The following is a 19931-nucleotide window of genomic DNA, read 5'->3' as shown; positions in this document are numbered from 1 at the left end:
GGACCGGGCGCCCGCGGGGGTCGCGGGTGCGTGCGGGAGGCGGGTCGTGCGCGAAGGGCCGCGGCTCAGGCGGCAGCGCCGCGTGGACACATGGCGCTGGCGAGGCGGCACAGGTCGACGTGCAGCCGCGCGACGAGCAGGACGGTGCCCGGCGTCTGTTCGCTCACGTCGATGGAAACCATGCGGTCATCGTATCGATTCCCGGTCGCCCGATCGGAGTGTGATCTCGCATGCCGGACGGGACCCGCTCACCATGCGGGCCCCGTGGCGGTGAGCCGCAGGTCAGTACGTTCCCGGGCGCCCCGGCGGGTGCCGGTCCGGCTGGCGTTCGACTGCCATACGGCGGCTCCCCGTACGGCTTTTCCGGTACGGCGGCTCCCGGCGCGGCTTGTTCCCGGCACGGCGGCTCCCGGCGCGGCCCTGCGTGCGGCGTTCAGTACGCCTCGACGACCTGGACTTCTTCCTCGGTGATCTCGCCGTCCACGATGCGGAACGAGCGGAACTGGAAGGGTCCCGCGTCGTCGGTGTCGGCCGTGGACACCAGGACGTAGTGCGCCTGGGGCTCGTTGGCGTAGGAGACGTCCGTGCGGGACGGGTAGGCCTCGGTGGCCGTGTGCGAGTGGTAGATGACGACCGGCTCCTCGTCGCGGTCGTCCATCTCGCGGTACAGCTTCAGCAGGTCACCGGAGTCGAACTCGTAGAACGTGGGCGAGCGGGCCGCGTTCAGCATGGGGATGAAGCGCTCTGGGCGTCCGGAGCCGGCCGGCCCCGCGACCACGCCGCACGCCTCGTCGGGGTGGTCGGCGCGGGCGTGCGCGACGATCTGGTCGTACAGGGCCCGTGTGATGGTCAGCATGGGCATCAGGATAAGCAGACGAGCCCGCCCGTACCGAAGTGTGGTACGGACGGGCCCACATGCCGGACAGAAGCCGATCGGGCGGCCGGGATCAGCGCCTGAACGCGGCGTTCTCCGGGTCGCGCGAGCGGAGCACCAGGTAGGAGACGCCCAGGATGAGCGCCCAGATCGGGGCGCAGTACAGGGAGACCCGCGCCTCGGCGTCGATGCCCATCATGACGATCACGCCGAAGATGAACAGCAGCGCGAACCAGCTGGTGAAGGGGGCGCCGGGGGCCTTGAACGAGGACTGCGGCAGTTCGCCGCGGTCGGCCCTGGCGCGGTAGCGGATCTGCGAGATCAGGATCATGATCCAGGCCCACATGCCGGAGATGGTCGCGAAGGAGACGACCTTCTCGAACGCGTCGCCGGGCCACTGGTAGTTGATCCACACGCCGACGAGCATCAGGGCGGCCGAGAAGGTCGTGCCGATCAGCGGCGTGCCGGACCTCGTCAGCCGGGTGAACAGGCGCGGGCCCTGCCCGTTGAGGGCCAGGTCGCGCAGCATGCGGCCGGTGGAGTACATGCCGGAGTTGCAGGAGGACAGGGCGGCGGTCAGCACCACGAAGTTGACGATGGCGGCGCCGACACCCAGCCCCATCTGCTCGAACGCGGCGACGAACGGCGAGACGCCCGGCTTGAAGTGGGTCCACGGCACGACGGACAGGATCATGATGAGCGCGCCGACGTAGAAGACGGCGATGCGCCACGGCACGGTGTTGATCGCCTTGGGGAGCGTCGTCTCGGGGTCCTTGGACTCACCGGCGGTGACACCGACGAGCTCGACCGCGAGGAAGGCGAACATCACGATCTGGAGGGTCATGACGGTGCCGCCGATGCCCTTGGGGAAGAAGCCGCCGTCGGCCCACAGATGGGTGACGGACGCGGTGTCCCCGGCGTCGGAGAAGCCGAGCGTGAGGATGCCGGCGCAGATCAGGATCATGCCGACGATGGCGGTGACCTTGACCATCGAGAACCAGAACTCCAGCTCGCCGAAGAGCTTCACGGAGATCAGGTTGGCGCCGTACAGGACGACGGTGAAGACGAGCGCCGATATCCACTGCGGGATGTTCCACCAGTACGTCATGTACGTGGCGGCCGCGGTGACCTCGGTGATGCCGGTGACCACCCAGAACAGCCAGTACGTCCAGCCGGTGACGAACCCGGCGAACGGGCCGATGAACTCGCGGGCGTACTCCGAGAAGGAGCCGGACACGGGGCGGTACATGAGCAGCTCGCCCAGGGCCCGCATGATGAAGAAGATGACCAGGCCGGCGATCGCGTACGCCAGGACGAGGCTCGGGCCCGCCTTGGAGATGGCCTTGCCCGCGCCGAGGAAGAGGCCGGTGCCGATGGCTCCGCCGATGGCGATCATCTGGATCTGCCGGGCGCCCAGGCCCCGCTGGTAGCCCTCGCCGACGGCCCCGTCGCCGCTGTGGTCGTTCTCGACCTTCGATGAGGTCATGGTTTTCGGTGCGCCTTTCTCCACGCTGATCCCCCCGGACATGGCTGGAGTGCCGCCGGCGGTCGGCCGGCTGTGGCGCCCCCGGGAGCATGGGTGGCGCTCCCGGGCGGTCGTGCAGATGTATCACGGCCCCGGCGCACGGAACGGGGGGCCCTGTGGCCCGCATCACGCCCATAAGGTGACTGTCCGGCTGTTACCCGGCGAAAAAGGACGACTCATTATTAAGAGATCGTTATACGGAGTTGAGCGTCCGCTGAGCGAACGCGAACGGGGGGCGTACCGGAGGCGGGCCGGGCACGGGTGCGCCCCCCGCACCGGGGGTCCGGTGCGGGGGGCGCGTGGGTGGTGCGGTGGCGGGGTGTGGGGGTCACCCTGCCGCGAGGGCGGCGGTCACAGGGACTTGGCCGGCTCCTCCTCCCGCTCCTCGGGGTCGGCCTGGCCGGCCTTGCGGGCCTTGACGTGGTCGAGGAAGGAGTTGAGCTCCTTCTTGACGACGGGGGCCAGCAGGTAGAGGCCGATGATGTTGATGACGGCGAGCATGAAGAGCACCGCGTCGGCCATGTCGATCAGGGTCTGGAGCGTCAGCAGCGAACCGGCGACGGCGAAGACCGTGTAGACGACCTTGTAGGTGATCTCGCTGGCGCGGCTGCGGCCGAAGAGGTACGTCCAGGACTTGAGGCCGTAGTAACCCCAGGTCAGCACGGTGGAGATGGCGAACAGCATCACCGCGAAGGTGAGGATGTACGGGAACCACGGCATGACGGTCCCGAAGGCGTCGGAGGTGATCGTGACACCGCCGATGGACTCGCCCGCGCGGGCCTCGCCCCAGCTCTTCGGGTTGGCGATGACGATGGTCAGCGCGGTCATGGTGCAGATGACGACCGTGTCGATGAACGGCTCCAGCAGGGCGACCAGGCCCTCGCTGGCGGGGTGCTTGGTCTTCACCGCGGAGTGGGCGATCGGGGCGGAGCCCAGGCCGGCCTCGTTGGAGAAGGCGGCGCGCTTGAAGCCGATGATCAGGGCGCCGAGGACACCGCCGGCGACACCCTGCGGGTTGAACGCGCCCTCGATGATCTGCGCGATCGCGCTCGGCACCTGGGTGACGTTGACGAGGATGACGACGAGGCAGGCGACGATGTAGATGCCCGCCATGGCCGGGACCAGCTTGCTGGTGACGTTGGCGATGGAGCGGATGCCGCCGAGCAGGACGATGCCGACGAGCGCGGCGATCAGGATGCCGAAGAACAGGGCGCCGGCGGAGGAGCCCATCACGCCGTCCTCGCCGCCGGTGACGGAGACCAGCTGCGCGTAGGACTGGTTGACCTGGAAGAGGTTGCCGCCGAAGAGGCCGAAGAACAGGACCATCGCGGAGGCCAGGACGGCCAGGACCTTGCCGAACTTCTTGCCGCCCGCGCCGAAGCGCTCGGCGAAGCCCTTGGGCAGGTAGTACATCGGGCCGCCGGAGACGGTGCCGTCCGCGTGCTCCTCGCGGTACTTCACACCGAGGGTGACCTCGACGAACTTGGTGGCCATGCCGAGGAGACCGCAGAGGATCATCCAGAAGGTCGCACCGGGGCCGCCGATGGAGACCGCGACGGCCACACCGGCGATGTTGCCGAGGCCGACCGTGCCGGAGACGGCGGCGGTCAGGGCCTGGAAGTGGCTGACCTCTCCGGCCGCGCCGTGGTCGTCGTACTTGCCGCGCACCACATCGACGGCGAGCCGGAACTTGCGGAGCTGGACGAAGCCGAACCAGCCGGTGAAGACGAGACCGGCGACCACGAGCCAGGCGACGATGAGCGGGAGCTCCGTGCCGGCGACCGGGACGGAGAAGAAGACGACCTCACCGAGCCATGTGGCGATGGGTTCGACGAATTCGCTGACGCCTTCGTCGATCGATGTGGTGATGGAGTCCAGAGACATCTGACTACCTCAATGGCGCAGGGGACCTGCTGGGCGGCACGGCACAGCAGCAGAGGGGTGCGGGTTGAGCGAACGCCGTTGTCCGATCCGGCGACGTGTTCACCCCGTCGGCCGCGGACTCGGACGACGTGGGTCACACATGTCGTGCGTGAGTGGCTGGATTGATCCACTCTCCACCGGGTGGCTTCGTTGCCTACTGGTGGAGTTGCGAAGTTTTACCACGTGGTTCACTGATCGACGCGTGACCTGGGTCACAGACTGGCGGTGGAAACCAGCCACTGGGAAGAGAAGTGCAGGAGCGGTGACGCGATCGTTATGTGGAATGCGCCGTTCGATCAGCGGACGGGGGGAAGGGGCGGAAAACGCGGTAGGAGACGGCTCCTGCCTGCACCCATTACGCGCGGTGACCATGATCGGGGCCGCCCTCTCGACGCCCGGCCCCGGCCCGTGGGCCCACCCCTACGGGTCGCCTGCGTGCGGAGCCACCGGCCCGCACCTACCCACCCAGACCCCCACAAACCACCCGGTGGCCACCCCCGCCCCTGAGCGCCGCGCGTCGCCCCGCGGGCGAGCCACTGGTTCGCCCCCGCCTTCGGGCACCTTGTCGGCGGGCGGCGGGCCACTGCAGATGCGGGCAGGCTGACCCGCTCCCCCGTTGTGGGCAGGCGCTCGACGTCCTTGGGGGAGGACCATCTGCCCACAGCGGAGCGGAGGCCCTCAGCGAGTGCGCGCCCGGGGGCTGGGACAGCGGAGACCGGCCACGCAGGGCGGGCAAGCCCGCAAAGGCTTCGGGGCGGTGGCGCGGCGGCACGCAGGCGCCGCCCAGGGGCGCGGGGCGGCGGGACCCGTCGGGGAGGCGGGCAGGCCGCACGGCGGGGCGTCGACGGAGACTTCGGCCCGCCGCAGGGCGCTCATGGGGGGCCGTGAGCGCGGGGCAGACCCGCAAGGCCGCCCGCCAGGGGGCGTGCCGCCCACCGGGCGCGGGGCGGCACGCAGAGGGCGGGGCCGGCCAGGGGCGTGCCGTACAGCTGGGGCCGCGTCGGGGTCAGGACATCAGGGACTCGACCAGGGTTTCCTGGAGGGCACCGAGCCACAGGTAGGCCATGACCATCGGTTTGCGCGGGTCCGAGTCGGGCAGCCGGTACAGGTCGCTGTTCTCGTCCTCGTCGGTGACCTCCAGGCGCGTCCCGATGGTGAGGCGGAGGTCGTTGAGCGCGCCGAGCCACCGGTGGCACTGCTCGGCCGACAGCTCCAGGCGACCGCCCGCGGGCAGCGCGTCGAGGCTGCGTACGACGGCGAGGGCGTCGTCCCGCTTGCGGGTGCGCAGGTCGTTCTCGGTGAACCGGCGGAACTCCGCCGACGCCGCGCGCAGTTCGTCGTCGCCGTCCCCGTACGCGTCGGGGAACAGGCGGGCCAGCGCCGGGTCGGAGGGCTTCTCGCTGGGGCCGTCCTGGAAGAGCGCGGCGAGCGGGTCGTCGTCCGGGCCCGGCTCCTCGCCCGGTCCGATCAGCTCCAGCATCTGCACGGCGAGCGAGCGGAGGATGGAGATCTCGACGTCGTCCAGCCGGACGGCCGCGCCGCCGCCGGGCAGCGCCTCGAAGTGCCCGCTCATCAGCCGCGGTCCTGGGAGAGCGTCGCCCACAGCCCGTAGCCGTGCATGGCCTGCACGTCGCGCTCCATCTCCTCGCGGGTGCCGCTGGAGACCACGGCCCGGCCCTTGTGGTGCACGTCGAGCATCAGCTTGTGCGCCTTGTCCTTGGAGTAGCCGAAGTACGCCTGGAACACGTACGTGACGTAGCTCATGAGGTTGACCGGATCGTTGTGCACGATCGTCACCCACGGCACGTCGGGTTCGGTGACGGCCTGCCCCTCTTCCGCCGGGGCCGTGCGTTCGATCTCTACGGGAGCCACACTCACTCCCCCAATGCTGCCACTGCCCATGCGCCACCGCACAAACGGACCGTCGGACTCCGCTACGAGCCCCCTCGCGACCCGCGCGCGGGGCCGCCGAAATGTCCTCGAACGAGAAATCGTCACTCTGACGAGTATTCGGGGTACGATCCTGGCATGAACGCTGCGGACCTAGGGCTTCCGGTGGCTGTGCCGTCCACCGCGCTCTTCACCGACCAGTACGAGCTGACCATGCTCCAGGCCTCCCTGAGGGGCGGCACCGCCGAGCGGCGCTCGGTCTTCGAGGTCTTCACCCGGCGCCTGCCCGAGGGCCGCCGGTACGGGGTCGTGGCCGGTACCGGCCGCGTCCTGGACGCCGTGGAGAACTTCCGGTTCGACGACGCCGTCCTGGCCTTCCTGCGCGAGCGCGGCATCGTGGACGAGCCGACGCTCGCCTGGCTCGCGGACTACCGCTTCGGCGGGGACATCTGGGGCTACCCCGAGGGGGAGGTGTACTTCCCCGGCTCGCCGGTCCTGCGCGTCGAGGGCTCCTTCGCCGAGTGCGTGCTGCTGGAGACGGTGATCCTCTCCATCCTCAACCACGACTCCGCCATCGCCGCCGCCGCGTCCCGGATGTCGGCGGCGGCGGGCGGGCGCGGGCTGATCGAGATGGGCGCACGGCGCACCCACGAGCTGGCCGCCGTCGCCGCCTCGCGCGCCGCGTACGTGGGCGGTTTCGACTCGACGTCCGACCTCGCGGCCGGTTTCCGGTACGGCATCCCCACCGTCGGCACGTCCGCGCACGCCTTCACGCTGCTGCACGACACGGAGCGGGACGCGTTCCGGGTGCAGGTGGAGTCGCTGGGGCGGGGCACCACGCTGCTGGTGGACACCTACGACGTGAGCGAGGCCGTGCGGACCGCCGTGGAGGTCGCCGGGCCGGGACTCGGAGCCGTACGGATCGACTCCGGCGACCTGCTGCTGGTGGCGCACCGGGTGCGGCAGCAGCTGGACGAGCTGGGCGCCCGCGACACACGGATCGTCGTCACCTCGGACCTGGACGAGTACGCCATCGCCTCGCTGGCCGCCGCGCCCGTGGACGCTTACGGCGTAGGGACGCAGCTGGTCACCGGCAGCGGCCACCCGACCTGCTCGATGGTCTACAAGCTGGTCGCCCGCGCCGACTCGGCCGACCCGGACGCGCCGCTGCGGCCCGTCGCGAAGAAGTCGCTCGGCGGGAAGGCGTCGGTCGGCGGCCGCAAGTGGGCGGCCCGGCGGCTGGACGCCGACGGCGTCGCCGAGGCGGAGGTCGTCGGCACAGGGCCCGTACCGGAGGAGCTGGCCGCGCGGCAGATGCTGCGCCAGCTGGTCAAGGGCGGTGAGGTCGTCGCCCGGGAGCCGCTGGACGCGGCACGGCAGCGGCACATCGCCGCCCGCGCGGGGCTGCCCCTTTCGGCCGTGCAGCTGTCGCGCGGCGAGCCGGTACTGCCGACGGAGTACCTGACGCCGTAGCCCGGCCTTTCCCCCTCCCGTTGGAAGGGGGAAGTCTCTAGGCTCGAAACGCCCCTCGCGGCGACCCTCACCGTGACCACCGACCGCTCCCCCACCGTAAGGACAACCGCCATGCACCGCGCATTGATCGTCGTGGACGTTCAGAACGACTTCTGCGAGGGCGGCAGCCTCGCGGTGGCGGGGGGCGCGGACGTCGCCGCCGCCATCACGGACCTCGTCGGCGAGACGGCCGGGGTCGGCTACCAGCACGTCGTCGCCACGCGCGACCACCACGTGGACCCGGGCGACCACTTCGCGGACCACCCCGACTTCGCGCGCTCCTGGCCGCCGCACTGCGTGGCGGGCACCGAGGGCGTCGGGTTCCACCCGAACTTCGCGCCCGCCGTCGCCTCCGGGGCGGTCGAGGCCGTGTTCGACAAGGGCGCGTACGCGGCGGCGTACAGCGGTTTCGAGGGCACCGACGAGAACGACGTGTCCCTCGCGGACTGGCTGCGCGCGCACGACGTGACCGAGGTGGACATCGTGGGCATCGCGACGGACCACTGCGTGCGCGCCACTGCGCTCGACGCGGTCGCGGAGGGCTTCCGCACCCAGGTACTGCTGAACCTGACGGCGGGGGTGAACGCGGAGACCACCGGCAAGGCGCTGGAGGAGCTGCGGGCGGCGGGTGTGCGGCTGACCGGCCAGCCGGTCGTCTGACCGGGGTCCGTCCACTGGGGGTACGCCGCCGGGGCGCGGGCCCACGGGCGGCTCGGGCGCCGGGCGGGTGCCCACGGGCGGCTCAGGCGCCGGGGCGGGGGCGCGGGCGCCGGTCCCGGGGCCTCGGCCGGGCTTCAGGGCCCTCAGGGTGTTCCGGGGCTCAGGAGGGCTCGTATGGGGCGCCACAGTTCCGGCTCGCGGCTCGGGGTGGTCCGCCACAGCAGCCCGTCCGGGTGGTGCAGCACGGCCGTGATCTCGTCCGGCGTCGGAGGGTGGGAGTTGCCCCGCAGGTAGACGCGCAGGCCCAGGTTGCGCAGCCGGGTCAGGGCGCGCGGCCGGTTCACCGCGTGGACCAGGATGCGGACCTCGCCGTCACCGGCCGGGTTGGGCAGGCTCAGCGCGACGACCATGCTGCCGCCGGGCAACTTGCAGAAACCACCACCGGGCATGCCGAAACGCTCCCCCGTCGAATGCTTGTCCATCAGGACTCGGTCACCCGCACCTAAACACGATCGGCCGCCGCCCGCCAGGGGGCGACGGCCGATCAGGCCCTGACCTGCCTCGTTCCCGCGCCCCTGGGGCCGCGGGAACTCAGCGGTGGATCATCACTTGGTGGACGGACCCACCTGGACAGTGATCGTGCGGCCGTTGCGCGGCTGCTCGGTGATCGCGATCCGGGTGTTGGTGTCGTTCACCTTGACGCCGGCCCGCGGGTTGCTCTCGAACCAGTAGACGCCCTTGCGGTCGTCGAAGACCGGGTTCCCGGCGAGGCCGCCGAAGCCCTGGGCGACGTCGGCCTTGTGCAGGGTGACGCGGTCGGTGCGGAAGCGGCTGAACGGGGCGTCGTACGACTGGATGCGGTTGCGCATCAGCGTGCCGTCGGCCCAGGTCAGCGGCTTGGCGTGGGCGTCGATCGGGAGGACGAGGCCCTCACCGGGGTGGACGGCCGTGTTGTTGTCCTTCTGGGAGGTGTCCCACTTCCAGATCAGCAGACCGGTCTGGTACGGGTAGTGCTCCACCCAGCCGGCCTTGTCGCCGCCGAACCCGAAGTTGTACGGGCCGACCTTCAGCGTCGCGTCGTACGAGACGTACTGGCGGTTCTCCGCGATGTAGTACTGGGGGTACTCGTCGCTGATCGCCTCGCCGATGCGGGAGAAGCCCTTCGACGTCCAGCCCGCGGCCTCGGCCTCGGCGTCGTCGGAGAAGACCGGGGCGCCGTCGGCGGTCACGATGATGTTGTCCGCCGCGAAGCCCTTCTGCGCCACGCCGCCGTCCGTCTGGTAGCGGAAGCGGAGGTCGATCTTCTTGCCCGCGTACGCGTCGAGCGAGTACACGAGCTTCTTGAACGCCTCGGACGTGCCGGTCAGCGCGGTCGCGCCGCTGGCGTCCTTGGTGATCGGCGCGCCGTCGGCGGTGCCGTCGAGGGCGGTCCACTGCGCGCCGCCGTCCGTGGAGACCTCGGCGTACAGGTAGTCGTACTCGGCCTCGATGTCCCACCAGCCGTCGAGCGACAGCTCGGCCCTGGCCTTGCCCGTCAGGTCGACGGAGCGGGTGAGGGTGTTCTTGAGGTCGTCACCCATGTTGCTCCACCACTGGGTGGCGCCCTGGACCGGCTTGACGATCGGGGTGGTGACGCTCTTCTTCGGCAGCTCGACGATGAGCGCCTGCGGGTTCTTCGTGTTGTACGCGGCGACGCCCAGCTTGTGCTTGGACTTCGTGGCGGCCTTGGCCTTCTCGTAGTCCAGCCAGCCCAGCTGGAGCTTGTCCCAGGCGGTCATGTCGCCCGGCATGTCGCCGATGGCGTCCTTGCCGGTGCCCAGCCAGGAGCCGGAGGACATCAGGGACCAGAAGCCCGTGGAGTTCTCGGCGCCCGCGCGGCCGGACGTGTCGTACAGGTCCGGCAGGCCCAGGTCGTGGCCGTACTCGTGGGCGAAGACGCCGAGGCCGCCGTTCTCCGGCTGCATCGTGTAGTCGCCGACCCAGATGCCGGTGTTGCCGATCTGCGTGCCGCCGGCCTTGTTGTGGGCCGGGCCGGTCTTGCCCGCGTCGGTGCCGTACGCGTACCAGCGGTGCGCCCACAGGGCGTCGGAGCCCTGGGCGCCGCCGCCGGCCGACTCGTCCTCGCCCGCGTGGACGATCTGGAAGTGGTCGATGTAGCCGTCGGCCTCGTTGAAGTTGCCGTCGCCGTCGAAGTCGTAACGGTCCCACTGGTCGTACTCGGCCAGCATCGCCTTGATCTCGGCGTCGGTCTTGCCCTTGGCCTTCTGGTCGTTCGACCAGGCGGTCACACCGTCGCGGACGGCGTCCCAGACGTTGGCGCAGTTGGTCTGGCCGCAGTAGTTGGAGCCGTAACGGGCCTCGTTGTACTCGACCTTGACCCAGTCCGAGACGGTGCCGTCGACCGAGTAGCGGCCGGACGAGGTGCGCTCGTAGTAGGTCTTGAGCGAGTGCTTCTGGTTGCCCTGCTCGTCCTTGCCGGTACCGAAGTACAGGTCCTGGAAGTGCTCGCGGTCGTAGTCGGCCTGCCAGGCGGTCGAGTTGTCCTTCGTCCGGTCCGGCTTGGCGATCTGGTTGTGCAGCGGGCCGGGCGTGCCGCCGAACTTCGGCTTCAGCTCGTCCGTGTCGTCGTCCTTGCGGTCGACGAGCGTCTCGTTGTCCACCTTGTCGCCGAACTCGACCAGGATGGTGAAGATCTTGTCGGTCTTCTCCCGGCCCAGCTCGACGTACTTCTTGTCGTCGAGCTTGACGACCTGGGAGGCGCCGCGGCGCTCCACCTTGGACTCGCCGGAGAGCACCTGCTCCAGCGCGGCCTCGCGCTGCTTGGTCTGCTGCTCGCTGAACGGACCCTCGAGGTCGTGGTCCACCCCTGCGGCCTTGTCGTGGGCGTGACCGTGGTGGTCGGTGCCCGGCGCCGGGTCGTGGCGCTCGATGCCCGTCTCCGGGCGGTTGTCGGCCTGGGCCGTCGTGAGGGCCCCGGCGGTGGCGGCGGTCGCGGCCAGGGCCACGAACACCGCGGACGCGCGGAACGCCCGTCGTCTGCTGGTCACTTGTACGTTTCCTCCCCTGCGAACCGCCGACGCGGATGGGGGGGTCACGTGATTATCCGCGTGCGGTGTCGCGCCACAAGTGACGACATTCGACCGGACTTACGCGAGAAAAGACAGTCTTGACTTGCACAGGCCAAGTGCCCTATGTGGACAGCTCAATCCGTATACCGGACACGGAAAAGCGGGCGCGCGGTCCTGGTGACCCCGTGCGCCCTTGACGCACCGGTACCGCGCGTGAGGTGACACTCACCCCTGGTTCCCGCCGGGCGGCCGCCGTCGTAGGGTCGTCGGCGGTCGTCCGCAGCGTGCGACCGCGTCGCGAACCACCGAGAGGGACGGAAACCGTCATGCCGCGTCCGACCGTCGCACGGCTCGCCCTGGGTTCGGCCACCGTCATCTGTTCGACCGTCACCCTGCTTCTGCTGACGGGAACGACGAGCGACGCCGGGATCGCCGTGTCGGCCGTCCTCTCCCTGCTGCTCGGCCTGGCGGTGACCCTGGCGCGCACGGCCGAGGAGGGCGGGGAGAGCCGGGCGGCGGGCCGGGAGCCCGCCGCCGCGCGGGAACGGCGCTCGTCAGTCCGTGGTTGAGACGACGACGGTCTTCGCCGCCTTGTCGTGGAGGCCCTGTTTGTACGGCTTGTCCACCAGGATCAGGACGAGGAGCAGCAGCGGCCACAGGCAGGCGCAGCAGATGAGCGTGGGCAGCCACAGCACCAGGGCCCGCATGAGGGCGGCGTTCACCGGCGGGACGCTGCCGTCGTTGAGCATCGCGACCCGCAGGCCCGTCATGCGCTTGCCGAGCGTCTGGCCGTTGCGCTTCGCCGTCATGAAGGTGTCGTAGGCGACGTACGCCACGATCGAGATGAGCTGGAACACCCACTGGCCGCCGTCGTTGCCGGTCGCCCACACGTCGGCGATGTCGCCCGACTCGTCGCCCACGCGGTCGTAGACGCCGAAGGGGATGCCGATGAGCCCGAGCGGAACGGCGATGATCAGCCAGTCCACGATGCGCGCGAGGACGCGTTTGCCGGTGTCGCCGAGCGGCGGCATCCCGGCGAGCGGATCGGTGCCGCCGTACGGGCCTCCACCGTACGGGCCTCCACCGTACGGGCCGCCGCCATAGGGGCCGCCCGCGCCGTACGGGCCGCCCGCGCCGGGGGGTTCACCGCCGTACGGGCCGCCCGCTCCGGGTCCTGGCGGGCCGCCCGGGTAGGGGCCCTCGCCGCTGGGCGGGGGCGGCGGCGGGGGCGTACCGCCGCCCTCGGGATAGCGCGGCGGCTCCTGCGGGCGTTTGCGGAACGGATCGTCGTCGGGGGGCGGGCCTGGCGTGGGCGGTTCGTTGCTCATGGGGGCAGTGCATCCCGCCCCGCCCGCGCCCGCATCCGCTCATGTGCCGTTCGGGGGACACCGTCGGCGCGGTGCCCCGAAAGGCCGTCAGCGGGCCGCTACGAACGTCCCGGCCGCCTTGTCGTGCCAGCACTGGCGCCACGGCCGGTCGAACAGGCACCACAGCACGTTGAACACGCCGATCGCGGCCAGGCCCAGCACCCCGTACACGAGCCAGCGGCGCAGCGCCGCCCCGAAGCCGGGCGGCTCGTGCGACTCGATGCCCCGCACCTCGGTGCCGCACAACTGCTTGCCGAGCGTGCGGCCCCACTTGGCGGTGGGCAGCGCCTCGTACAGGACGCCGAGGACGAGGAGGATGCCGAGCGCGATGCCGAACTGGACGGAGGTGGTGCCGTCCACGAGCCAGACGGTGACCGTCTCGCCGGACCGTTTTGCCTGCTCGATCTTGTCGTTGATGTGGTCGACGGCGTTCAGCACGAACGGCGCGGAGGCCGCGCCCGCGAGCGCGCCGAGCACGAGGGTGTCCACCAGCCGGGCGGCGAACCTCCTGCCGAGCCCGGCCGGGCGGGCGGCAGCCCGCTCCTGGGCGGCGCGCAGGAACGGGTCGCTGACCGGCGGCTTCCAGGGGACGACCGGCTGGGCGGCGTCCTGCCCGGGCGCGGCGCCGAGGCCGGTGCCGGACTGGGCGGGGACGGGTGCGGGCTGGGCCAGTTGGTGGACCTGCTGCGCCCAGGAGGCCGCGCCGCCGCCGGGACCGCTGGTGACGGGCGCCGCCGTGTGCGGCGGGACCTGGTGCGGGGCGGGCGCCTGGTGCGCGGTGGACGGCTGGGACTGGGCGGGCGCCTGGGGCTGCGGCTGGTGCGGGGCGGCCGCCGCCTGGGCCTGGGCCTGTGCGGGATGAGGCGGTACGGGGTGGGGCTGGGCGGCCGCCGCGTGCGGTGCCTGGGCCTGCGCGGCGTGCGCGGCCTGGGGCGGGGGGACCTGGGACTGGGGGCCGAGTGTCTGCGGGCCCTGCGGCTGCGCGTCGCGGGGACCCTGCGGCGCGGGGACGTCCGGGGTGCGGGGCGCCTCCGGCTGGGGCGGCCGCATGGTCATGGTGCCCTCGGGGCCGGTGCGCGCCGGGCCGGTACGCGCCTCGGGCCCGGGGTCCACCCGCCGTACGCCCGGGAGCGCACCGCCCGTCGGGTCGGCCGCGGCCGGGACGCGCGGGTCGGGGCCGCCCGCCGCGCCCCACGCGACGTCGGGTCCGCCGTCGAGGCCCCGCTGGCGGGACATGTCGGCCTGCCACGCGGACGCCGGCTCGGGCGCCGCGTCGCGTTCCGCGTCCCGTTCCGGTTCGGCGGCGGGCCCCGGCTCGGAGGCCATGCCGGGGTCCTCGTCCAGGAAGACGGGCCCGGTCTCCTCGACGGCCGGAACCGGCGACGCGGCCGTGGCCCGCGAGGCGGCCGGGGGCGCCTGGGCGGGGACCCGCGCGGGGGCGGCGGAGGCCGGCGGCACGGGCATGGCCTCGCCCTCTCCGGGGGCCGGACGGCTCGTACCGGGCACCCAGGCGGCACCGTTCCAGTACCGGATGTAGCCAGGAATGGAGGGGTCTGGGTAGTACCCGGCTTCGGGGCTGCCGTCGCCGGTTGCCGGGGTTGGGGCGCTCATCACCGTGGTCCCGTATCTCCTCGAGGGCCTCAATTCAAGGCACCACATCTATCAGACAGCCGGATGCCGCCGGGCCGCTCCGGGGACAACGCCCCCCATCAGGTCACCGCGACGTCACGGAAAGTAACAGAAATTCGTTGGTGAAAGTCGCGTAATGACGACGTGGGAACCCGCTCTCTCCTTCCGAGCGGGCCCGCGGTGGGGCCCGTGCCGACCCGGCGAGAGGGAGGAAGAACCATGGAGATGACCACGGTGGAGCGGGAGCTGGAGATGCGGCTGGTGCTGTCCGCGGAGCAGAGCGTGTCCGTGCCGGCGCGGCTGACGTACCGGACGAGCGACCCGTACGCCGTCCACATCGTCTTCCACATCGGCTCCGAGCACCCGGTGTACTGGACGTTCGCGCGCGAGCTGCTGGTGGAGGGCGTGTTCCGGCCGTGCGGCTACGGCGACGTGCGGATCTGGCCGTCGAAGGCGAACGGGCGGAGCGTCGTGCTGATGGCCCTGTCGTCCCCGGACGGCGACGCGCTGCTGGAGGCGCCGACGTCGCAGGTGTCGGCGTGGCTGGAGCGGACGCTGGGGGTGGTGGCGCCGGGCACGGAGGCGGAGCGGCTCGGCATCGACGACGGGCTCGCCGCGCTGCTCTCGGCGGAGGCGTGAGGGGACGTACGGAATCGGGGTCCGGCACGCGGCCGCCCGGGGTGGCGGGCGGTCAGAACAGCTTGCCGGGGTTGAGGAGGTTCAGCGGGTCGAAGGTCTTCTTGATGCCGCGCTGGAGTTCGAGGCCGACGGGGCCGAGTTCGCGGGCGAGCCACTCCTTCTTGAGCACGCCGACGCCGTGCTCGCCGGTGATGGTGCCGCCCAGTTCGAGGCCGAGCGCCATGATGGCGTCGAACGACTCGCGGGCGCGCCGGGACTCGTCCGGGTCGGTGTGGTCGAAGCACACGACCGGGTGGGTGTTGCCGTCTCCCGCGTGGGCGCAGACGCCGATGGTGAGGCCGTACGTCTCCGCGACGGCGGCCGTGCCGTCGAGCATGTCGGCGAGCCGGGAGCGCGGCACGCACACGTCGTCGATCATCGTGGCGGGGGCGAGGGTCTCCAGGGCGGGCAGGGACATCCGGCGTGCCTGGAGGAGCAGTTCGGACTCGGCGGGGTCGTCGGCGGGGACGACCTGCGTGGCGCCCGCGGCGGTGCACAGCTCGCCCACGGCGGCCAGGTCGGCGGCCGGGTCCGGGGTGTCGAACGCGGCCAGGAGCAGCGCGGCCGTCGAGTCGGGCAGGCCCATGCGGCCGAGGCGGTTGACCGCCTGGACCGTGGTGCGGTCCATCAGTTCGAGCAGCGACGGGGTGTGACCCCGCTCCATGACGGCGCAGACGGCGGCGCACGCCTCGGCCGTGGACGCGAACTCGGCGGCCAGGGCGAGCTGGACGGGCGGTTTGGGCCGCAGCGCGAGGACGGCGCGGACGACGACGCCGAGGGTGCCCTCGGAGCCGACGAAGAGGCGCGTCAGGTCGTACCCGGCGACGCCCTTGGCGGTGCGGCGGCCGGTGGACAGCAGGCGCCCGTCGGCGAGGACCACGTCCAGGCCGAGGACGTACTCGGCGGTCACCCCGTACTTGACGCAGCACAGTCCGCCGGACGCGGTCCCGATGTTGCCGCCGATGGTGCAGGTCTCCCAGCTCGACGGATCCGGCGGGTAGTACAGGCCGTGCTCGGCGACGGCACGGGACAGCACGGCGTTGACGACGCCCGGTTCGACGACGGCGGTCCGGTCGACCGGGTTGATCTCCAGGACTCTGTCCATCCTGACCAGGGACAGCACGACGCACCCGTCGGTGGCGTTGGCCGCGCCCGACAGTCCGGTACGGGCCCCCTGCGGGACGACGGGGACGCGCAGCGCGGTCGCGGTGCGCATGACGTGCTGGACCTCCTCGACCGTGCGGGGCAGCACCACGACGGCCGGGTCCCCGGCGGGGCAGAAGCCCGCCATGTCGCGGGCGTACGTGGGGGTGACGTCGGGGTCGGTGATCAGGGCCTCGGCGGGGAGACCGGCACGCAGCCGGCGCAGCAGCTCGTCCATGATCCCAGCGTGGCACCCGGGGCCATCGGTGTGAACCGGGCGGGTACGCCGCCGTGGGCGCCCGGGCGGGCCGGGCGGCCGCGCGCACAGTGAGCGGCATGAAGACGGAACGGTTCTCCCAGGTGGTGCTGCTGGCCGGGGCGGGCGCGGTGCTCGCGGGCGCGCTGGCGCTGCTCGCGGCCGACGGCCCGACGGGTGCGGGCGGCGCGGGCGGCGCTCCGGGCACGGCGGGAGCGGGGGTCCCGGCCGGGCTCGCGGGTCCGGCGGCGCGGGCCGCGGCGGGGGTGGAGGCGGGCGCCGGGGCGGCGCTGCCGGATTTGGCGGCGCTGATCGGCGACCGGGAGGCGTGGCTGCGCCGCCACCCGGACGACGCGGTGTCGTGGGCGGTGCTGGGCACGGCGTACGCGGAGCACGGTGTACGGGCCGGTGACCCGGCGGCGTACCCGAGGGCGGAGCGGGCGCTGCGGCGCTCCCTGGAGGTCCGCCCGGCGGCGGAGGGCAACCACGCGGCGGTGCTGGGCCTGGGCGAACTGGCGCTCGCACGGGGCGACTTCGGGACGGCGCGGCGCTGGGCGGAGAGGGCGGCGGGGCGCGGGGCAAGCACGGCGGGGCCCGGGTGGCGGGTCCAGGCGCTGCTGGTGGACGCGCACCGGGGGCTCGGCGACGACGCGGCGGCCGGGAAGGCGCTGGAGCGGCTGCGGAAGCTGCGCCCGACGAGCGCCGTCGCGCAGGCGCGGGCGGTGGAGCTGTACCGGGACCAGGGCTGGCGGGAGGACGCGGCGGCCCGCGCGCACGACGCGGTGGCGCTGTCCGGGACGTCCGTCGAACGGGCGGCGGCCCTGCGGCGGCTGGGCGACCTGGCGTGGGAGCGGGGGTACGCGCGCGAGGCGCTCGCCCGGTACGAGGCCGCGCTGCGGGTGGCGCCCGGGGACGCGCCGTCGCTGGCGGGCCGGGCGCGGGCGCTCGCCGCGCTGGGCCGCACGGACGAGGCGCTGCGGGTGTACGGGCAGGCGCTGGAGGCCCGGCCGCTGCCCGACACCGCCCTGGAGGCCGGGGACCTGTACGCGGCGCTCGGCCGGGACGCGGAGGCGCGGGAGCGGTACGCGCTCGTGGTGGGGCTCGCGGAGACGGCGGCGTCGTACGGGGTGAGCACGGCGCTCGTACGGGGCCGGTACGAGGCGGAGCACGGCGACCCGGACCGGGCGGTGGCGTCGCTGCGGGCGCTGTGGCGGGGCGGGCACCGCTCGGCGGACGTGGCGGACGCGCTGGGCCGGGCGCTGCTGCGGGCGGGCGAGCCGTCGCGGGCGCTGCCGTACGCGCGGGCGGCGGGCGAGCGGGGGGTGCGCAGCGCGCTGTTCGCGTACCACCGGGGCGAACTGGAGCGGGCGCTCGGCCGGGAGGGTGCGGCGCGGCGGCACCTGGAGGAGGCGCTGCGGATCAACCCGTACTTCTCGCCGCTGTACGCCCCGGCGGCGCGGCGGGCCCTGGCGGAGCTGGGCGAGCCGCCGGAGGAGCCGCCGGGACGGTGAGGTCCCGGTGGGGTACAGGCACGGGGCACGGGGGGGGCGTACGGGCACGGGCGGGCGTACGGGCGCCGGTGCCGGGGACGGCCTGTGGCCCCGCGGGTCAGGTCCGCGGGGCCACGAGTACCGGGAAGTGCGGCGGTGTTACAGGTTGCCGCGCTTGGCCTGCTCGCGCTCGATCGCCTCGAACAGGGCCTTGAAGTTGCCCTTGCCGAAGCCCATGGAGCCGTGGCGCTCGATCAGCTCGAAGAAGACGGTCGGGCGGTCCTGGACCGGCTTGGTGAAGATCTGCAGCAGGTAGCCGTCCTCGTCGCGGTCGGCGAGGATCTTCAGCTCGCGCAGCGTGTCGATCGGGACGCGCGTGTCGCCGACCCACTCGCCGAGCGTGTCGTAGTACGAGTCCGGGGTGTCGAGGAACTGGACACCGGCGGCGCGCATGGTGCGCACGGTGGCGACGATGTCGTTCGTGGCGAGCGCGATGTGCTGGACACCGGCGCCGCCGTAGAACTCCAGGTACTCGTCGATCTGCGACTTCTTCTTCGCGATCGCCGGCTCGTTGATCGGGAACTTCACCTTGAGGGTGCCGTCCGCGACGACCTTCGACATGAGCGCGGAGTACTCGGTGGCGATGTCGTCGCCCACGAACTCCTTCATGTTGGTGAAGCCCATGACCTTGTTGTAGAAGGCCACCCACTCGTTCATCTTGCCGAGCTCGACGTTGCCGACGCAGTGGTCGATGGCCTGGAAGGTCCGCTTGGCCGGGGGCTCCACGATCGGGGACGCCTCGACGTAGCCGGGCAGGTACGGGCCGGTGTAGCCGGAGCGGTCGACCAGCGTGTGGCGGGTCTTGCCGTACGTGGCGATGGCGGCGAGGACGACGGTGCCGTGCTCGTCCTTGATCTCGTACGGCTCCTCGATGCCGGTGGCGCCGTGCTCCACCGCGTACGCGTACGCCTTGCGGGCGTCGGGGACCTCGATGGCGAGGTCGATGACGCCGTCGCCGTGCTGCGCGACGTGGTCCGCCAGGAAGCGGCCCCGGTCGGTGGACGGCTTGATGACGGAGGTCAGCACGAAGCGGGCGGCGCCGTTCGTCAGGACGTAACTGGCCGTCTCGCGGCTGCCGTTCTCCGGGCCGGAGTAGGCGACGAGCTTCATGCCGAAGGCCGTGGAGTAGTAGTGCGCGGCCTGCTTGGCGTTGCCGACGGCGAAGACGACCGCGTCCATGCCCTTCACCGGGAAGGGGTCGGCCTGCCGAGCGGTGCCGGGGGTGTCATGCAGGGTCTCAGTCATGTCGGCAGGTTCTCTCCGTTCCACAAGCTGCGCAATACTTTGCGATTCCTCTGGTCAATGTGTACAGCGACGCCCCAGGATGGTCGGACGTTCTGTACAGGATGACCATTGGGAGGCGGCCGTGGCGATCGATCATCTGGACGGCAGGCTCATCGGCCTGCTGGCCCGGGAGCCGAGGATCGGCGTGCTGGAGGCGTCGCGGCGGCTGGGCGTGGCGCGCGGCACGGTGCAGGCGCGCCTCGACCGGTTGCAGGCGAACGGGGTGATCCGGGGCTTCGGACCCGAGGTGGACCCGGCGGCGCTCGGGTACCCGGTGACGGCGTTCGCGACGCTGGAGATCAAGCAGGGGCAGGGCGCGGACGTGCGGCAGCATCTGCGGGGCGTGCCGGAGGTGCTGGAGCTGCACACGACGACGGGCCACGGCGACATGCTGTGCCGCCTGGTGGCCCGTTCGAACGCGGACCTCCAGCGGGTGATCGACCGGGTGGTGGGCTTCGAGGGGATCGTGCGCGCGTCCACGGCGATCGTCATGGAGAACCCGGTGCCGCTGCGGATCATCCCGCTGGTGGAACAGGCGGCGACCGACGGCGACCTGCGCCGCTGAGGCGGTA

Annotated in this window: 18 protein-coding genes; 6 read left to right on the top strand and 12 right to left on the bottom strand. The window is 72.2% G+C overall.

What is annotated here, in order from left to right; genetic code table 11:
- Positions 1 to 65: 65 nt before the first annotated feature.
- The 6 genes from J116_RS31380 to clpS all read right to left on the bottom strand — a co-directional run bounded on the left by J116_RS31380 (position 66) and on the right by clpS (position 6200).
- Positions 66 to 182, bottom strand: coding sequence for a putative leader peptide (locus J116_RS31380; protein ID WP_023588470.1), 117 nt, complete (start codon positions 180 to 182; stop codon positions 66 to 68).
- A gap of 251 nt (positions 183 to 433) precedes the next feature.
- Positions 434 to 856: a Mov34/MPN/PAD-1 family protein gene (locus J116_RS18015; protein ID WP_023588469.1), complete on the bottom strand. Its 423-nt coding sequence runs from the start codon at positions 854 to 856 to the stop codon at positions 434 to 436.
- 91 nt (positions 857 to 947) lie between these two features.
- Positions 948 to 2360: an amino acid permease gene (locus J116_RS18010; protein ID WP_023588468.1), complete on the bottom strand. Its 1413-nt coding sequence runs from the start codon at positions 2358 to 2360 to the stop codon at positions 948 to 950.
- A 390-nt stretch (positions 2361 to 2750) separates the two neighbouring features.
- Entirely contained in the window at positions 2751 to 4283 is a 1533-nt protein-coding gene (locus tag J116_RS18005; protein ID WP_023588467.1) for an alanine/glycine:cation symporter family protein, read from the bottom strand.
- 1045 nt (positions 4284 to 5328) lie between these two features.
- Positions 5329 to 5895 carry a DUF2017 domain-containing protein gene (locus J116_RS18000; protein WP_023588466.1) on the bottom strand — a complete coding sequence of 189 codons (567 nt, stop codon included), beginning with the start codon at positions 5893 to 5895 and terminating at the stop codon, positions 5329 to 5331.
- Positions 5895 to 6200, bottom strand: a complete 306-nt coding sequence (clpS, locus tag J116_RS17995; protein WP_023588465.1) for an ATP-dependent Clp protease adapter ClpS — start codon at positions 6198 to 6200, stop codon at positions 5895 to 5897. Before clpS ends, J116_RS18000 begins: the two co-directional genes overlap by 1 nt.
- Before the next feature lie 150 nt (positions 6201 to 6350).
- On the opposite strand from clpS, the gene J116_RS17990 reads away from it, so the two are divergent.
- The gene (locus J116_RS17990) at positions 6351 to 7685 is read left to right on the top strand and encodes a nicotinate phosphoribosyltransferase (RefSeq protein WP_023588464.1); all 1335 of its coding nucleotides are present in this window, start codon (positions 6351 to 6353) and stop codon (positions 7683 to 7685) included.
- Between the two features lie 111 nt (positions 7686 to 7796).
- Positions 7797 to 8384: an isochorismatase family protein gene (locus tag J116_RS17985; RefSeq protein ID WP_023588463.1), complete on the top strand. Its 588-nt coding sequence runs from the start codon at positions 7797 to 7799 to the stop codon at positions 8382 to 8384.
- A 143-nt stretch (positions 8385 to 8527) separates the two neighbouring features.
- On the opposite strand, the gene J116_RS17980 is transcribed toward J116_RS17985, so the two are convergent.
- The gene (locus J116_RS17980) at positions 8528 to 8833 is read right to left on the bottom strand and encodes a hypothetical protein (protein WP_028964212.1); all 306 of its coding nucleotides are present in this window, start codon (positions 8831 to 8833) and stop codon (positions 8528 to 8530) included.
- 156 nt (positions 8834 to 8989) lie between these two features.
- Complete coding sequence (locus tag J116_RS17975; protein ID WP_023588461.1) at positions 8990 to 11431, bottom strand: immune inhibitor A domain-containing protein; 2442 nt, start codon at positions 11429 to 11431, stop codon at positions 8990 to 8992.
- A gap of 347 nt (positions 11432 to 11778) precedes the next feature.
- On the opposite strand from J116_RS17975, the gene J116_RS17970 reads away from it, so the two are divergent.
- Positions 11779 to 12021, top strand: a complete 243-nt coding sequence (locus J116_RS17970) for a hypothetical protein (protein WP_023588460.1) — start codon at positions 11779 to 11781, stop codon at positions 12019 to 12021.
- Here the strand turns inward: J116_RS17970 and J116_RS17965 are convergent.
- Both J116_RS17965 and J116_RS17960 read right to left on the bottom strand, forming a co-directional pair.
- Positions 12007 to 12780: an RDD family protein gene (locus J116_RS17965; protein ID WP_023588459.1), complete on the bottom strand. Its 774-nt coding sequence runs from the start codon at positions 12778 to 12780 to the stop codon at positions 12007 to 12009. The genes J116_RS17970 and J116_RS17965 overlap by 15 nt on opposite strands.
- A gap of 87 nt (positions 12781 to 12867) precedes the next feature.
- Complete coding sequence (locus tag J116_RS17960; protein WP_023588458.1) at positions 12868 to 14430, bottom strand: RDD family protein; 1563 nt, start codon at positions 14428 to 14430, stop codon at positions 12868 to 12870.
- Between the two features lie 237 nt (positions 14431 to 14667).
- On the opposite strand from J116_RS17960, the gene J116_RS17955 reads away from it, so the two are divergent.
- On the top strand, positions 14668 to 15087 hold the full coding sequence (locus J116_RS17955) for an SsgA family sporulation/cell division regulator (protein ID WP_023588457.1): 420 nt from the start codon (positions 14668 to 14670) through the stop codon (positions 15085 to 15087).
- Between the two features lie 52 nt (positions 15088 to 15139).
- Here J116_RS17955 and J116_RS17950 read toward each other — a convergent pair whose 3' ends face one another.
- On the bottom strand, positions 15140 to 16507 hold the full coding sequence (locus J116_RS17950) for an FAD-binding oxidoreductase (protein ID WP_023588456.1): 1368 nt from the start codon (positions 16505 to 16507) through the stop codon (positions 15140 to 15142).
- Between the two features lie 98 nt (positions 16508 to 16605).
- Between J116_RS17950 and J116_RS17945 the strand changes: the two genes are divergently transcribed.
- On the top strand, positions 16606 to 18036 hold the full coding sequence (locus J116_RS17945; protein ID WP_099048178.1) for a tetratricopeptide repeat protein: 1431 nt from the start codon (positions 16606 to 16608) through the stop codon (positions 18034 to 18036).
- 138 nt (positions 18037 to 18174) lie between these two features.
- Here J116_RS17945 and hppD read toward each other — a convergent pair whose 3' ends face one another.
- Positions 18175 to 19320, bottom strand: coding sequence for a 4-hydroxyphenylpyruvate dioxygenase (hppD, locus tag J116_RS17940; protein WP_023588454.1), 1146 nt, complete (start codon positions 19318 to 19320; stop codon positions 18175 to 18177).
- Positions 19321 to 19441: 121 nt separating this feature from the next.
- On the opposite strand from hppD, the gene J116_RS17935 reads away from it, so the two are divergent.
- A complete protein-coding gene (locus tag J116_RS17935; RefSeq protein WP_023588453.1) occupies positions 19442 to 19924 on the top strand; it encodes an Lrp/AsnC family transcriptional regulator in 483 nt (160 codons plus the stop codon).
- The last annotated feature ends 7 nt before the right edge of the window (positions 19925 to 19931 follow it).

The sequence above is a fragment of the Streptomyces thermolilacinus SPC6 genome, from assembly GCF_000478605.2.
GTDB lineage: Bacteria > Actinomycetota > Actinomycetes > Streptomycetales > Streptomycetaceae > Streptomyces > Streptomyces thermolilacinus.
Note: the sequence above shows the minus strand (reverse complement) of the source record. Positions and strands in the feature narration are given on the sequence as shown.

What these genes read in the sequence shown, in the direction of transcription:
- J116_RS31380 (WP_023588470.1), bottom strand. Translation starts at nt 182, where the DNA reads ATGGTTTCCATCGACGTGAGCGAACAGACGCCGGGCACCGTCCTGCTC.
- J116_RS18015 (WP_023588469.1), bottom strand. Translation starts at nt 856, where the DNA reads ATGCTGACCATCACACGGGCCCTGTACGACCAGATCGTCGCGCACGCC.
- J116_RS18010 (WP_023588468.1), bottom strand. Translation starts at nt 2,360, where the DNA reads ATGACCTCATCGAAGGTCGAGAACGACCACAGCGGCGACGGGGCCGTC.
- J116_RS18005 (WP_023588467.1), bottom strand. Translation starts at nt 4,283, where the DNA reads ATGTCTCTGGACTCCATCACCACATCGATCGACGAAGGCGTCAGCGAA.
- J116_RS18000 (WP_023588466.1), bottom strand. Translation starts at nt 5,895, where the DNA reads ATGAGCGGGCACTTCGAGGCGCTGCCCGGCGGCGGCGCGGCCGTCCGG.
- J116_RS17990 (WP_023588464.1), top strand. Translation starts at nt 6,351, where the DNA reads ATGAACGCTGCGGACCTAGGGCTTCCGGTGGCTGTGCCGTCCACCGCG.
- J116_RS17985 (WP_023588463.1), top strand. Translation starts at nt 7,797, where the DNA reads ATGCACCGCGCATTGATCGTCGTGGACGTTCAGAACGACTTCTGCGAG.
- J116_RS17980 (WP_028964212.1), bottom strand. Translation starts at nt 8,833, where the DNA reads ATGCCCGGTGGTGGTTTCTGCAAGTTGCCCGGCGGCAGCATGGTCGTC.
- J116_RS17970 (WP_023588460.1), top strand. Translation starts at nt 11,779, where the DNA reads ATGCCGCGTCCGACCGTCGCACGGCTCGCCCTGGGTTCGGCCACCGTC.
- J116_RS17965 (WP_023588459.1), bottom strand. Translation starts at nt 12,780, where the DNA reads ATGAGCAACGAACCGCCCACGCCAGGCCCGCCCCCCGACGACGATCCG.
- J116_RS17960 (WP_023588458.1), bottom strand. Translation starts at nt 14,430, where the DNA reads ATGAGCGCCCCAACCCCGGCAACCGGCGACGGCAGCCCCGAAGCCGGG.
- J116_RS17955 (WP_023588457.1), top strand. Translation starts at nt 14,668, where the DNA reads ATGGAGATGACCACGGTGGAGCGGGAGCTGGAGATGCGGCTGGTGCTG.
- J116_RS17950 (WP_023588456.1), bottom strand. Translation starts at nt 16,507, where the DNA reads ATGGACGAGCTGCTGCGCCGGCTGCGTGCCGGTCTCCCCGCCGAGGCC.
- J116_RS17945 (WP_099048178.1), top strand. Translation starts at nt 16,606, where the DNA reads ATGAAGACGGAACGGTTCTCCCAGGTGGTGCTGCTGGCCGGGGCGGGC.
- hppD (WP_023588454.1), bottom strand. Translation starts at nt 19,320, where the DNA reads ATGACTGAGACCCTGCATGACACCCCCGGCACCGCTCGGCAGGCCGAC.